This window comes from Xanthomonas sp. NCPPB 1754, from assembly GCF_041475725.2.
Classification (GTDB): domain Bacteria; phylum Pseudomonadota; class Gammaproteobacteria; order Xanthomonadales; family Xanthomonadaceae; genus Xanthomonas; species Xanthomonas euvesicatoria.
Window position 1 is genome coordinate 420,967 of the sequence record NZ_CM192982.1, and the last position, 13,850, is coordinate 434,816.

Sequence of the window (13,850 nt, forward strand, 5' to 3'; positions counted from 1 at the left end):
GATGCTCAAAAATTGAAGCGGAACGTGGTCATCAGGACGTGGTTTTCCCGATCCACCGTACGCGTGTTGACGAACTGATTCAGGTAACCGACATCGGCGTTGGCAATGGCATTGAATTTCCAGTTGATGCCGACAAACACCCGGTTCTGATCGAGACCGCGTTGTGCGCCCCATCGGGTCTGATCCAGATTGACGAACACTTCGTTGAACGCCACCCACGACAATTGCGGACTGAACCCGCTGGGGCGCACCGCGCGGATCATCTGCCGCACGCGATACCCTTCATCGCTGAAGCCTTCGCGGTGACGCTGTTCCAGGCGCGTGCGGCTGGTAATGGTGATCTCGGCGATCGGATCGAATTGATATTGAAATTGCCCCCACCAGCGATTCTCGCGGTTGGATGGCTGCCCGGCCGGATGGCTGATGATGGTGTCGTAACCCATCCAGACACTGGCCTTGGGATTGAGCCGATAGAACACGGCAGGGCGCAAGATCAGTTGATCGAACTGTTCGCCTTCCTCGCGCCAGCGCGGATGCACATCCATGCTCCAGTACAGGTTTTCGACCGGCAGCTTGCCTTGCGCGTAGACGCTCAGCCAGTAACGCCCGTCTTCTTCGGTCCTGGCATGCGCCGGCCAACTGCATGCCAGGGTCAACAGCAGGAGGGCGCAGGCGCTGCGAAACATCGCCGGCAGTAACGTGCGAGATGCGTTCATGTGTCGAAATGTGTCGTCGTTGGCAAATCATAGCAATAACGCTTGAGTCCGTTTCGACCGTTCGGTCGGCTCAGGTCGCCTTTGCTCGCCCGCATGTTCGCTAATCGGCACACGCCATCGTTTCGCGATGACTGGCGCGCTCACGGCTGCCTTCAGAGGGATGGATGGCCCGGCGATCGCTGCCGACGGGCAGCGATCGTCGCGTCGATCACGCCACCTGGCTGCGTCGCGCGCGCTCCAGATGCACCAGCAGCAGCGAGATCGCCGCCGGCGTCATGCCGGGAATCCGTTGTGCCTGGCCGATGTGCTGGGGGCGCACGCGTTCGAGTTTCTGTTGCACTTCGATCGACAGGCCGCGCACGCTGGCGTAATCGAAACCTTCCGGGATCGGCGTGGTTTCGTGACGTTGCTGACGCGCGATATCGTCGCGCTGGCGATCCAGATAACCGGCGTACTTGACGCTGATCTCGACCTGCTCGGCCACCTGCGCATCGTCCACGCCCGGGCCCAGGGTCGGCACCCGCATCAAGGTGGCGTAGGTGAGCTCCGGGCGCTTGATCAGATCCAGCACGTTGGTTTCGCGGCTGACCGTCACGCCCAGCGCGTCGGCCACCTCGCGGCCCAGCGCATTGCCCGGTGTGGCCCACAGCGTCGACAACCGCGCGGTTTCGCGTTGCACGGCCTCCTGCTTGGCCGCAAAGCGCGCCCAGCGCGCGTCGTCCACCAGGCCCATCGCACGCCCGACGCCGGTCAGCCGCGCATCGGCATTGTCCTCGCGAAGCTGCAAGCGGTATTCGGCGCGGCTGGTGAACATGCGATACGGCTCGGTGGTGCCGTGGGTAATGAGATCGTCCACCAGCACGCCCAGGTAGGCCTCGTCGCGGCGCGGCGACCACGCCGGCAGCCCCTGCACGTGGCGCGCTGCATTGAGTCCGGCCAGCAGACCCTGGGCGGCGGCCTCTTCGTAACCGGTGGTGCCGTTGATCTGCCCGGCGAAGAACAGCCCGCCCACCGCCTTGGTCTCCAGCGAGGCCTTGAGCCCGCGCGGGTCGAAGAAGTCGTATTCGATGGCGTAGCCGGGGCGGGTGATGTGCGCGTTCGCAAAGCCGTGGATCGAGCGCACCAGCGCCAGCTGCACATCGAACGGCAGCGAGGTGGAAATACCGTTGGGATAAATCTCGGCCACCTCCAGCCCTTCGGGTTCGACGAAGATCTGGTGGCTGGTCTTCTCGGCAAAACGCACCACCTTGTCTTCGATCGACGGGCAGTAGCGCGGGCCGATGCCTTCGATCTGCCCCGAATACAGCGGCGAGCGGTGCAGCGCGTTGCGAATGATCTCGTGGGTCTGTTCGGTGGTCTGGGTGATCCAGCAGCTGACCTGGCGCGGATGGTCGCTGACCTGGCCCATGAACGACATCACCGGCAATGGGTCGTCGCCGGGTTGCTCGGCCATCACGCCGTAATCGAGGGTGCGCCCGTCGATCCGCGGCGGGGTGCCGGTCTTGAGCCGGTCGATCGCGAACGGGCGCTCGCGCAGGCGCGCGGCCAGCGTGGTGGCCGGCGGGTCGCCCATGCGCCCGGCCGCGTACTGGGTTTCGCCGACATGGATCTTGCCGGCCAGGAACGTACCGGCGGTCAGCACCACCGAAGGCGCTTGGAAACGCAGCCCGGTCTGGGTGATGACGCCGCGCACGCTGTCGGCTTCGGACGTGCCGTTGTGGATGATCAGGTCGTCCACTGCCGCCTGGAAGACGGTCAGGTTGGGCTGGGCCTCGACGATGCAGCGGATCGCAGTGCGGTACAGGTTGCGATCGGCCTGGCAGCGCGTGGCACGCACTGCCGGCCCCTTGGAGGCGTTGAGCGTGCGCCACTGGATGCCGGCCAGATCCGCGGCGCGTGCCATCGCCCCGCCGAGTGCGTCGATCTCCTTGACCAGGTGGCCCTTGCCGATTCCGCCGATGGCCGGGTTACAGCTCATCGCGCCCACTGTCTCGATGTTGTGGGTGAGCAACAAGGTGCGCGCCCCTGTGCGTGCAGACGCCAGGGCGGCCTCGGTGCCGGCATGACCGCCACCGATCACGATGACGTCGTAGCGATAGAAGGAGTCGGACATGGGCGTGGACCAGGAGCGGGAAAAGGAAAACGGCCGCGAAAGTATCGGCTGAAGGGCGGGCGAGGTCACTCGTTCGCTATAAATTGTGATGAAAATCACAATTTACGTAAGTGACCCTCAAGTTGGCATGTTTCGTGCGGATATCCCTACTGCACCCGTCGTGGCATTGCGACATGGGCGCAAAGGCTGGAATTGGAACAGGGGCCAGCCGCGCGTGCGATGGGGTAGCGTAAGGGTCGGTAGTCGGGGGACTGCCGACCCTTATTTTTTAAGGTTTCTGCGAAATGGAGCACGCGCCCGTTCCGCTGCAGCCTGCTTGGCAACCATCGAAACAAAAACAGAAAGCCCCGGCATGCCGGGGCTTTCTGTGTTGTAGGCGCCGATATCCGACAGGGCCGGAACAGGGGGGATCCAGATTTCCCTGTCGGACATCGACATAAGTCGTCAGTGGGGCTGGCCCGGTCAAAAAATGACGTGGCGGGTCACACAGAGCACCTAGCTTGCGGCCAATCGTCAGCTGAACGCAAGCCCCCAATGTCGCCAAGTGTGGGCCAGGTCGCAGTCAGCCTCTCACGGAATCTGTTCGCGTGTGTTGCGCGGCGCGGTTTGCCGCTGGATCTCGCGAATGACGCGCGGCGGCGCGCCGATACGCGGTGGCGGCCGCGACGGCGGCGCGCCGGTTGCCGGCGGGCGATTGGGTTGCTGGGGCCGCGAGCCGCCGGGGCGCTGCCCATTGTTGAACGAGCCGTTCGGGCGCGGCGGACGGTACTGCGGACGGCGATCGTACTGCCGGTAGTAGTAGCCGCCACCACCGCGATAGACCGGATACACAGGGTAGTCGTACAGGCCGATCGACCCGGCGCCATACCCATATGGCAAACCATACGGGTTGCCGTAGAAGTACGGGGAGTAGCCGGGCGGATAGCGATACTGCACGGCAGGCGCACCACGGTAATAGCCGCCCGACCCACCGCCGGTGTAGTCGTAGGTTGCGCAGCCGCCCAGGGCCAAGAGCCCGGCGGCGAAGATCAGACGGAATTTCATGGATGGTGCCCTCCTGCAACCATGGTGCCACTGTCGAACCGATGCATTGAATCGGTCCTTAATTGTGCGGCATTGCGACGCTTTGTCATCGATCCAGCATGCGCGGCGGCACTGCGTGCGACCCGTGAAGAGGAGGCGATACGTTAATCTTGCAGGCATGATCGAGACGGTCCCCCTTGCCCATTCCGACGTCCTGCAGGCCGCTGCGCGGATTGCGCCGCACTGCGCGCCGACACCGTTGCTGACATCGCACAGTCTGGACGCGCTCAGCAGTGCGCAGTTGTTCTTCAAGGCCGAGCATTTGCAGCGCAGCGGCGCATTCAAGTTCCGCGGTGCCTGCAATGCCGTGTGGTCGCTGCCGGATGAGCTGGCTGCGCATGGTGTGGTCACGCATTCCTCCGGCAACCACGGCGCGGCGCTGGCGCTTGCCGCACGCACGCGCGGCATCGGCTGCCATGTGGTGGTGCCCGAGGGCGCGGTGGCGGCCAAGCTGGCCAATATCTCCCGGAACGGCGCCACGTTGTGGCGTTGCGCGCCGACCATCGCGGCGCGGGAACAGATGTGCGCCGAGGTGCAGGCCGGCAGCGGCGCCACGCTGGTGCACCCGTATACCGATCGTGCAGTGATCGCCGGGCAGGGCACCGCCACGCTGGAGCTGCTGCACCAAAGCGGCGGGCTGGATGTGCTGGTGGCGCCGGTCGGCGGTGGTGGGCTGGCGGCCGGCGCCGCACTGGCGCTGCAATCCTCGCCGGACTGCGAGCTGGTACTGGCCGAGCCGGCCGGCGCAGCCGACACCGCGCGTTCGCTGGCGGCCGGGCAGCGGCTGGTCGATTTCGTGCCGGACACCATTTGCGATGGCCTGCGCGGCACCTTGGGCGCGCCCAACTTCGCAGTGCTGCAGCGCGCCGGGGCACAGGTGATCACGGTGGACGATGCGGCGGTCGTCCAGGCGATGCGGCTGGTCTGGCAGTTGCTCAAGCAAGTGGTCGAGCCGTCTTCGGCGATCGCCCTGGCCGCGGTCCTGGCCCAGCCGGCACGGTTTGCCGGGCGGCGGGTGGGGCTGATCCTGTCCGGCGGCAATGTCGATCTGGATGCCTTGCCTTGGGCCGCGGCGTGAGCAGGCGCTCACGCGGGCTCGGCCTGTGGGGCTGGGGCTGGCGGTTGTGCATGCTGGCGCTGATCTGGCTGGTGGCCGTGGCAGGCTGGATCGTGTGGATCGGCGACCGCGATCAGGCCGCACCGGCCGATGTGATCATCGTGCTGGGTGCGGCCGCCTACGATGCGCGCCCTTCGCCGGTGTTCGAAGAACGCATCCGGCACGCATTGGACCTGTACGCGCAGGGCTACGCGCCGCGGCTGTTGTTCACCGGCGGCTTCGGCAACGGCGCACGCTTTGCCGAATCGCAGGTGGCCCGACGCTACGCGCTGCGCCACGGCATTCCGCCGGAGGCCATCGTGATCGAAACCACCTCGCGCACCACCCGGCAGAACCTGGAACAGGCGCGCACGCTGATGGAGCGGCACGGCCTGCATCGGGCGATCATCGTCAGCGACCCACTGCACATGGCGCGCGCGCTGCGGCTGAGCCAGGAACTGGGTATCGACGCGCTGGCTTCGTCCACGCCGAGCACGCGGTTTCGCAGCTTCCACACCAGCTGGCGCTTCCTGTTGCAGGAGGTGTATTACTTCCACCGCGATCTGGTGGTGCAAGGGCCGTGACCGCAGGCCTATGATGCGGCTTTCCCAGCGGGCAGGTTCGAGCATGAGCGAGACCCATCGGCAACACGCCATTGGCCTGGTGCAGGCCTACTACGCAGCATTCAACCGTGGCGATTGGGACGGCATGTTGGCGTTTCTGGCCGAGGACGTCGCCCACGACCTCAATCAAGGTCCGCGCGAAATCGGCCGCAACGCATTTGCCGCGTTCCTGCAGCGCATGAACGACAGCTACCGCGAGCAATTGCGCGATGTGGTCGTCATCGCCAACGACGATGGCACCCGGGTCGGTGCCGAGTACGTGGTGCATGGCGTCTATCACACCACCGACGAAGGCCTGCCGGAGGCCAACGGGCAGACCTATGTGCTGGTGGGCGGTGCGTTCTTCGACGTGCGCGGCGACAAGATCACCCGCGTGACCAACTACTACAACCTGCAGGAATGGATTGCGCAGGTATCGCGCTGAGCGCATCGACCAGCGCTGCGTAACAGCGCACCTGGGTGCGATGAAGCGTTATCGACGACGACGCTCGCGCCCGGGTGCGCTTCTACGCGGGTAGGCGGGAATTACAGCAACACGATCCCGACCACCACCAGGATGAAGATGCTCCACTTGAGCACCTGGTACAGCGGGTTGTTGCGTTCCTTCAGCGCCTTGGCCTTGAGGCGGGCGGCGTAGAAATAGCGGAACACGCGATTGATGCCGCCGGTCTTGTCGCCTTCCTGATTGGGCGAGGCGCCGGCCGAGAGCAGGCTGCGGCCGACGAAGCGGTTCACCGCCGCCGCCCAGCGCCAACGCATCGGGCGTTCGATATCGCAGAACAGGATGATGCGGTCCTGGTCGGTGTCGTTGCGCGCGTAATGGATATAGGTCTCGTCGAACATGGTCCACTCGCCATCGCGCCAGCTGTGGCGCTGGCCGTCGACGTCGATGAAGCAACGGTCGTCGTTCGGTGTGGCCAGGCCCAGGTGCAGGCGCATGGAGCCGGCGAACGGGTCGCGGTGCGGGCGAAGTTCGCTGCCCGGCGGCAGCTCGGCGAACATCGCGGCCTTGACCGTGGGAATGGATTTCAGCAGGGCGGTGGTCTGCGGACACAATTCGGCCGCCGACGGATGCGCGGTGCCGTACCACTTCAGATAGAAGCGCTTCCAGCCACGCCGGAAGAACGAATTGAAGCCGATGTCGGTATAGCCTTCGGCAGCGCGGATCTTCTGCATTTGTTGCAACGCCACCGCTTCGTCGCGGATCAGTGGCCAGCTCGCGCGCAGCGGCGCCAGCTCGGGAAATTCCTTGCCCGGGTCGATGAACGGGGTGGTCGGCACCCGCGAACACAGGTACATCAGTGTGTTGATGGGGGCCATGAAGGTGGAATGGTCCAGCAACTGCCGGCTGAGCCGGTGCCGCACGCGACCGCGATAATGGATGTAGAGCGCCGATGCGATGAACAGCGCGATGAGGAGCCACTTCAACATGAGGGAGGCCGATTGGGGGCGGGGGGCCGCAAACGTGAGAGTGGCTGCCAATAAACGCACGCAGCACTGCTGCGTCGTGTCGGTAGCCACCATCGAACAAGGTAAGCCGCAACGAAGGAAGTGCGGCCGGTCACTTCAGAATTCTAGCAACTGTCACCGCCGAGCCTGACCGCTGAGCAGTGGCATGGGCGCAATACGCTGTGTCTCACCGGCAGTGGATGCGCGCGGACCGGCGTTCTGTACCGCCGTTCAGTCGATGCGGCGGCGGATCGGGATGGCGCTGACCGGCACGCTGGCGACCTCATGCCCGTGTTCGCGGATGGGCGCGCCCGGCGCCGGTGCCCAGGCATGGGCGTAGATCACTTCCCAGGAGCTGGGCAGGGTGCCGTCCGGTCGCCGCAGCGGTTCGTAGGCAGCGCTGGCGGCCGCGAAGCGACCGCGTCCGGTCAAGGTGGCGCGGCGGTTGCTGAGTGCATTGGTTGCTCCCATCGCACGCAGCTCGCGCATCAGTGCGGGCAGGTCGTTGTAGGTCAGGGTGAACAGGTCGCGGTCCAGCACCGGGTCGCGGAACCCGGACATCAGCAGGGCATCGCCGAATTGGGCGATCGGCGGAAAGCGGCTGACGTGCGGGGCCGGGTCGGTCTGCGCAAAGGCCTCGCGCAATTCGATCAGCGTTTCCGGGCCGAAGGTGGAGCACAGCAGCAACCCGCCCGGGCGCAGCGCGCGACGGAAACCGGCGAACACGGCCGGCAGGTCTTCCACCCACTGCAGGCACAGATTGCTGAAGATCACATCCACGCTGCCGTCGGCAACCGGTAGCGCGCGCGCATCGGCGCATACCTGCGTGAACGGCTTCCACCAGCCTGCGGCCTTGCGCGCCTGGCGCAGCATCGGCATGGCCTGATCCAGCGCGATCACCTGTGCCTTGGGCCAGCGCTTCTTGATTACAGCGCTGGCATGGCCGGGGCCGGCGCCGACATCCAGCACCACCTTGGGCACCTGCTCGCCCAGGTAGTCGAGGGATTCGAGCAGGCGGGCTTCCGCTTCGCGTTGAAGCGCGGCGGCGGCGGTATAGGTGCTGGCGGCACGCGCAAAGGCGCGCCGGACGTGGCGGGGATCGAAAGTACTGGTCATGGCAAGGCTATTGTCGCCCCTGGCAGGGGCGGAGGGAATCGATCGGGCGTGCAAGGCGCCGCGCTAGAACGTGCCGGGATAGCTGCCGCCATCGATCAACAGATTCTGTCCGGTGATATAGCCGGCCTGCGCGCTGCACAGAAAGGCGCAGGCCGCGCCAAACTCGTCCGGCTCGCCAAAACGCGCCGCCGGAATGCCCGCACGCTTGCGTTCGGCGACCTCGTCGGCGCTGCTGCCCTGTTGCTGCGCGATGGCGGCGAAGTTGCCGCGCAAGCGGTCGGTGGCGAACTGCCCAGGCAGCAGGTTGTTGATGGTGACGTTGTCGGCCACGGTGCTGCGCGCGAGCCCGGCGACGAAACCGGTCAGGCCGGCGCGCGCGCCATTGGACAGGCCGAGGATGTCGATCGGCGCCTTCACCGCGCTGGAGGTGATGTTGACGATGCGGCCGAAGCGGCGTGCGCGCATGCCATCGACGGTGGCGCGGATCAGTTCGATCGGCGCCAGCATGTTGGCGTCCAGCGCGCGCAACCAGTCGGCGCGTTCCCACTGGCGGAAATCGCCCGGCGGCGGGCCGCCCGCGTTGTTGATCAGGATGTCGACCTGCGGACAGGCCGCAAGTGCGGCGCTGCGTCCTTCCGGCGTGGCGATATCGGCAACCACGCTGCGCACCTGGCCAGCGCCGGGCAGTGCGCGCAAGGCGTCGGCGGCGTGCTCCAGTGCCTCACGGCCGCGCGCGGCGATCACCACATTGGCGCCTTCGCCGGCCAATGCACGTGCGCAGCCCAAACCCAGCCCTTTGCTTGCGGCGCAGACCAACGCCCAGCGGCCAGCGATTCCCAGATTCATGCGAGATGTCCTCGATCAGCGATGTCGCATGATCGACGATCGGCTCATGGCACGGACGCAACGAAGCGTTGCAGCGCCTCGCTCACCTGATCTGCATGACCCAGAAACGGCGCGTGACCACCGCCGGCAATGGTGAGCGCCTGCGCGTGTGGGCTGAGCGCGGCGGCGGCGTGCATGCCGGCGGCAGGCACCAGGCGATCGCGTTGCCCGGCGATCCACAGGCTGGGGCGTGCGAGTTGCGGCACGGCGCGGCGCAGATCGGTGCGTTCGAGCAGGGCGAGCCCTTGCTGCAACGCCTCCGGTGCCGGTTCGCCGCGCGCGGTGAGCGTCTCGCGCAGGCTGCGCAGTTCGCTGCGTGCATGCGCCGAGCCCAGCGTGTCCAGCGCAAGAAAACGCTCCAGCGTGCCGCGGTAGTCGCGCGACAACTCGATCCCGAATTGCACGAACACCTCGCGCTGGACGGCACTCGGCCAATCGTTGCCACGCACGAAACGCGGCGTGGCGGCAATCATCGCCAACCCACGCACCTGCGGCAGGGTGGCGGCCGCATGCAGCGCAAACAGCCCGCCCAGCGACCAGCCGAGCCAGACCGCCGGCGGTGTGGCGGCCGCAATTTCTGCAACCACATAGGGCAATGCCAGCGGCGTGCTGTCGTCGCGACTGAAGCCGTGCCCGGGCAGGTCGACCAGATGTAATTGATAGTGCGGCGCCAGGCGCTCCACCAGCGGTGCGAACACGCCGCCGTGCAGTGCCCAACCGTGCAGGAGAACCAGCGCAGGCCCGTGGCCGATGACATCGATATGCATGCGCGCATTGTCGCCGATTGTGGCGTGCCGGCACGCATGGTGGGATGCGCGCTGGTCATTGGAGGCACGCAGATCCGATGGTGGGTGCAGCGCCTGGGCGTCAATGCGTGGCGGCTGCACGCAGTGCGACGATCTTTGGAGCCAGCAGTGCCCATTGCGCGCGCGCATGGCCGCACCAGTGCCAGCGCGCCGGCCAGTGTCGGCGCCGTGCGCGCCGCGCCTGGATCGCCGCAGCCAGCCAGTCGGGATCGAAGCCGTCCCAGACGCCGGCCACGCTGCGCAGATTGCCGATCAGCACCGGGTGCACTTCGTACAACAACATCGTGCGCACCTGGTCCAGGGTGAAGGGCGAGGCAGCCAGGACGCGCGCGATGCCGTCGTCGTCGCAACTGCCGCTGTCCAGGTACAGCCGCGACAACGCTTCCCACACGCGACGTTGCGCCGCCGTATCCGTGCCAGGTGTCGCCAGTGGCATGTCAGTGGCCGGGTGCGATTGGATGCAGGCGCGCACCGGTTGCACGGCGGGTCCAATGCAGGCGATCCATCCCGCAATGCACGGTCAGCGCGCCGTTGTCGCCTGCCATGCAGCTGCGTCGTGCAATCGCTGCGGTGGCTGAGTGGCCCACGCGTGCTCGCATGCAGGCCAGCCACGCACTGCCGCGTGTCTCAGGCAGAGGCACGCAGCGGCTGCCGACTGACCACGTCGCGCGCCTGCACGATGGCCTCGATCAATGCCTGCACCTGCTGCGGCGTATGCAGCGCAGACAAGGTGACGCGCAAGCGCGCCTTGCCTTCGGGCACGGTGGGCGGACGAATGGCGCCAACCATGAAACCTGCGTGTTCGAGCGCAGCCGACATCGCCATCACGGTTGCTTCCTCGCCGCATAGCAGCGGCTGGATCGGCGTGTCGGAGGCCATCAGTTCGAAGCCGTACTTGCGCGCGCCATCGCGGAAGGCACCGATCAATTCGACCAGGCGCGTACGCCGCCAATCGTCGCGGCGCGCCAGGCGCACGGCCGCCAGGGTGGCCGCCACTTGCGCCGGCGGCAGTGCAGTGGTGTAGATGTAGGGACGCGCAGTTTCGGCCAGATGGCGCACCAACGCCTCTTCGCCCACCACCACCGCGCCGTAGCCACCGAGCGCCTTGCCCAGGGTGACCAACTGCAACGGCACTTCGGCCACGCCCAACCCGGCATCGGCCACGCAACCGCGTCCCTGCGGACCGAGCACGCCGACACCGTGCGCGTCGTCCACATAGAACAGCGCGTGCTGCATGCGTGCCACCAGGCTCAAGGCGCGCAGCGGCGCGACATCGCCATCCATGCTGAAAACGCCGTCGGTGGCCAGCATCGCCGCGCCTTCGGGCGCGCCCTTGAGCTGGCGCATCGCGCCTTCCACGTCCAGGTGCGGATAGCGCCGCAGCCGGCAACCGGCCAGCCGCGTGGCATCGAGCAGGCTGGCGTGATTGAGCCGGTCCTGCACGCAGACGTCGTCTTCTTCGCTGAGTAACGCTTGCTGCACGGCCAGATTGGCGATGAAGCCGCTGCCGAACAGCAACGCCGACGGATAACCCAACCAGTCGGCGATTTCGCGTTCGAGCGTTTCGTGCGCGGTGTGGTGGCCGCAGATCAGATGCGAGGCGGTGGCGCCGGCACCATCGCGGGCAGCGGCATCCTGCAGCGCGGCGACCACTTCGAACTGTTGCGACAGACCCAGGTAGTCGTTGGAACAGAAACCGGTCAGCCAACGGCCATCGATCTCCAGCCGCACGCCATCGCGCCGCCCCACCTGTCGCCGCACCCGCACCCGTTCCTGGGCCACACGCAATTTACGCAGCGACGAAATCCGTTCGTGCAGATCGGGGCGAGCCATGGGGGCGTTCAACGGCAGGGAAGGCCCGCTAGCGTAGCGTGCCGGGCTCGGGGCGCCCAGCCGCCACCGACGACCGGCGCCCGGCGCCGGGTCAGGCGGCGTGCTCGCAGGCCGCGCTGCGGGTGATCTCCGCATGGATGGTGCCGGGATGATCGTGCTCGGCCGCATCCACGGTGATCTGCATCGGGCGCAGGCCCAGGCGCTGGAACAGGGCCTGGTCGCGCTCGGTGTCCGGGTTGCCGGTGGTGAGCAGTTTTTCGCCGTAGAAAATCGAGTTGGCACCGGCCAGGAAGCACAGTGCCTGCAGTTCGTCGCTCATCGCCTCGCGGCCGGCGGACAGGCGCACCATCGATTTCGGCATGGCGATCCGGGCGACGGCGATCATGCGCACGAACTCGAACGGATCCAGCTGCTGGGTGCCGTGCAGCGGCGTACCGGGTACCTGCACCAGTTGGTTGATCGGCACCGAATCCGGATGCGCCGGCAGCGTGGCCAGCGCCAGCAGCAGGCCGATGCGGTGTTCGCGGGTTTCGCCCATGCCGACGATGCCGCCGCAGCAGGTCTTCAGGCCGACATCGCGCACATGCTCCAGCGTGTTCAGGCGGTCCTGGTACTGGCGGGTGTGGATGATCGAGTCGTAATAATCCGGCGCGGTGTCCAGATTGTGGTTGTAGTAGTCCAGCCCGGCATCCTTGAGCGCACGCGCCTGGCCGGCGTCGAGCATGCCGAGCGTGGCGCAGGTTTCCAGGCCCATGGCCTTGACCTCGCGGATCATCGCCGCGACCTTGGGGATGTCGCGCTCCTTGGGCGAGCGCCAGGCCGCGCCCATGCAGAAGCGCGAGGCGCCGGCGGCCTTGGCCTGGCGCGCCTTGGCCACGACCTCTTCGGTCTCCATGAGCTTCTGCGCGCTCACGCCGGTGTCGTAACGCTGGGCCTGCGGGCAGTACGCGCAGTCTTCCGGGCAACCGCCGGTCTTGACCGAGAGCAGGGTGGACACCTGCACTTGCGCCGGGTCGAAGTGCGCGCGATGCACGCTGGCCGCGCGGTGCAGCAGCTCCGGGAACGGCAAATCGAACAGCGCCTGCAGCTCTTTGCGATCCCAGTCATGGCGGACGACAACAGACATCGGAGTTTCCTGACAGTCAGCGGCTTGGAAGCCAGGCAGTCTGGTGAGCATGGAAGAGGCTGTCAACTTCAATCAGGTTCGATCGGTTTACAGATGGCCGCAGCGGGTGCTGCGGCTGTTGCTGCCGAGCCTGTGCCTGGTCTGCGCGGAGGCCGGCACGCCCGATGGCGATCTATGCCCCGCATGCCGCGCCGCCTTGCCCGATCACGGCCATGCCTGCCTGTGCTGCGCCACGCAACTGTTCGTCTCCGACGCGGTGGCGCTATGCGGGCAGTGCCTGCAGCACCCATCACCGCTGCAGCGGGTGCATGCCTGTTTTACCTATCGCTGGCCGGTGGATGGGCTGCTGCGGCGGTTCAAGTTTCATCAGGACCTGGCGGCAGGCCGCCTGCTCAGCGAACTGATGGCCCGGCGCTGCGTGGGGCTGCCGCGCCCGCAGGCGTTGGTGCCGGTAAGCCTGCACCGGCAGCGTCTGCGCCAGCGCGGTTACGACCAGGCGCTGGAGCTGGCCCGACCGCTGGGCCGCGCGCTGCAGCTGCCGTGCCTGCCGTTGCTGCGACGCGTTCGCGCAACCGCACCGCAATCCGAACTGGACGCGGTCGAGCGGCAGCGCAATCTGCGCGATGCCTTCGAGGCCCGCGGCGCCTTGCCGGCGCATGTGGCCTTGGTGGACGACGTGATGACGACCGGCGCGACACTCCACGCCGCGGCGAAGGCCTTGCGCAAGGCGGGTGTTCAACGGGTGGATGCGTGGGTCTGCGCGCGGGTGCCGTGATCTGGCCTGCCGGCGTCAGGTGCGCGAGGCTTCGCCCTTACCCTCACCCCAACCCCCGCTCTGCGCCCCGGCCCACGCTTGCGGCGCGGGCGCTCCAAGACACGCGCGCCAGTGGCGCGCAAGCCGTGTCTTTTCGCCCCGCAGGAGAGGGGCTCTTTGTCTGACAGCAGAGCGCGCCGAATGGCGATGCGGCTTCGGCGGGTGGACGGCGGAGGACGAGACGAGGAGT

15 protein-coding genes are annotated in these 13,850 nt (G+C 66.9%); 4 read left to right on the forward strand and 11 right to left on the reverse strand.

All coding sequences use genetic code 11. From position 1 onward, the window contains the following. Positions 1-5: 5 nt before the first annotated feature. From ACCQ15_RS01880 to ACCQ15_RS01895, 4 genes are all read right to left on the reverse strand, one after another. The gene (locus ACCQ15_RS01880) at positions 6-686 is read right to left on the reverse strand and encodes a DUF2490 domain-containing protein (RefSeq protein ID WP_031420787.1); all 681 of its coding nucleotides are present in this window, start codon (positions 684-686) and stop codon (positions 6-8) included. A 238-nt stretch (positions 687-924) separates the two neighbouring features. Further along, the gene (gene mnmG / locus ACCQ15_RS01885; protein ID WP_071118613.1) at positions 925-2,829 is read right to left on the reverse strand and encodes a tRNA uridine-5-carboxymethylaminomethyl(34) synthesis enzyme MnmG; all 1,905 of its coding nucleotides are present in this window, start codon (positions 2,827-2,829) and stop codon (positions 925-927) included. Between the two features lie 261 nt (positions 2,830-3,090). Further along, on the reverse strand, positions 3,091-3,267 hold the full coding sequence (locus tag ACCQ15_RS01890) for a hypothetical protein (RefSeq protein WP_011346080.1): 177 nt from the start codon (positions 3,265-3,267) through the stop codon (positions 3,091-3,093). 132 nt (positions 3,268-3,399) lie between these two features. Further along, positions 3,400-3,873: a hypothetical protein gene (locus ACCQ15_RS01895; RefSeq protein ID WP_005912746.1), complete on the reverse strand. Its 474-nt coding sequence runs from the start codon at positions 3,871-3,873 to the stop codon at positions 3,400-3,402. A 157-nt stretch (positions 3,874-4,030) separates the two neighbouring features. Between ACCQ15_RS01895 and ACCQ15_RS01900 the strand changes: the two genes are divergently transcribed. From ACCQ15_RS01900 to ACCQ15_RS01910, 3 genes are read left to right on the forward strand one after another with little or no spacing between them, the layout of a single operon-like run. Continuing rightward, entirely contained in the window at positions 4,031-4,990 is a 960-nt protein-coding gene (locus tag ACCQ15_RS01900; RefSeq protein ID WP_008578111.1) for a pyridoxal-phosphate dependent enzyme, read from the forward strand. Then, a complete protein-coding gene (locus tag ACCQ15_RS01905; RefSeq protein ID WP_005912742.1) occupies positions 4,975-5,592 on the forward strand; it encodes a YdcF family protein in 618 nt (205 codons plus the stop codon). The genes ACCQ15_RS01900 and ACCQ15_RS01905 overlap by 16 nt, the downstream gene beginning before the upstream one ends. Positions 5,593-5,635: 43 nt before the next feature. Next, on the forward strand, positions 5,636-6,055 hold the full coding sequence (locus tag ACCQ15_RS01910; protein WP_008578113.1) for a nuclear transport factor 2 family protein: 420 nt from the start codon (positions 5,636-5,638) through the stop codon (positions 6,053-6,055). A gap of 101 nt (positions 6,056-6,156) precedes the next feature. Here the strand turns inward: ACCQ15_RS01910 and lpxO are convergent, their stop codons facing one another. The 7 genes from lpxO to bioB all read right to left on the reverse strand — a co-directional run bounded on the left by lpxO (position 6,157) and on the right by bioB (position 12,846). Next, complete coding sequence (gene lpxO / locus ACCQ15_RS01915) at positions 6,157-7,062, reverse strand: lipid A hydroxylase LpxO (RefSeq protein WP_008578114.1); 906 nt, start codon at positions 7,060-7,062, stop codon at positions 6,157-6,159. A gap of 249 nt (positions 7,063-7,311) precedes the next feature. Continuing rightward, positions 7,312-8,196 (reverse strand): malonyl-ACP O-methyltransferase BioC, encoded by an 885-nt coding sequence (bioC, locus tag ACCQ15_RS01920; RefSeq protein ID WP_372381144.1) that lies wholly within the window; start codon positions 8,194-8,196, stop codon positions 7,312-7,314. A gap of 63 nt (positions 8,197-8,259) precedes the next feature. After that, positions 8,260-9,042, reverse strand: a complete 783-nt coding sequence (locus ACCQ15_RS01925) for an SDR family oxidoreductase (protein ID WP_184422633.1) — start codon at positions 9,040-9,042, stop codon at positions 8,260-8,262. A gap of 44 nt (positions 9,043-9,086) precedes the next feature. Next, complete coding sequence (gene bioH, locus ACCQ15_RS01930; protein ID WP_014089124.1) at positions 9,087-9,848, reverse strand: pimeloyl-ACP methyl ester esterase BioH; 762 nt, start codon at positions 9,846-9,848, stop codon at positions 9,087-9,089. 100 nt (positions 9,849-9,948) lie between these two features. Beyond that, positions 9,949-10,323, reverse strand: a complete 375-nt coding sequence (locus tag ACCQ15_RS01935) for a DUF7079 family protein (protein ID WP_051370094.1) — start codon at positions 10,321-10,323, stop codon at positions 9,949-9,951. Positions 10,324-10,514: 191 nt separating this feature from the next. After that, positions 10,515-11,888 (reverse strand): 8-amino-7-oxononanoate synthase, encoded by a 1,374-nt coding sequence (gene bioF / locus ACCQ15_RS01940; protein ID WP_029818402.1) that lies wholly within the window; start codon positions 11,886-11,888, stop codon positions 10,515-10,517. Continuing rightward, positions 11,812-12,846 (reverse strand): biotin synthase BioB, encoded by a 1,035-nt coding sequence (gene bioB, locus ACCQ15_RS01945; protein WP_218507227.1) that lies wholly within the window; start codon positions 12,844-12,846, stop codon positions 11,812-11,814. The genes bioF and bioB overlap by 77 nt, the downstream gene beginning before the upstream one ends. Positions 12,847-12,895: 49 nt before the next feature. Between bioB and ACCQ15_RS01950 the strand changes: the two genes are divergently transcribed. Beyond that, positions 12,896-13,621, forward strand: coding sequence for a ComF family protein (locus ACCQ15_RS01950; protein WP_011346085.1), 726 nt, complete (start codon positions 12,896-12,898; stop codon positions 13,619-13,621). Positions 13,622-13,850: the final 229 nt, after the last annotated feature.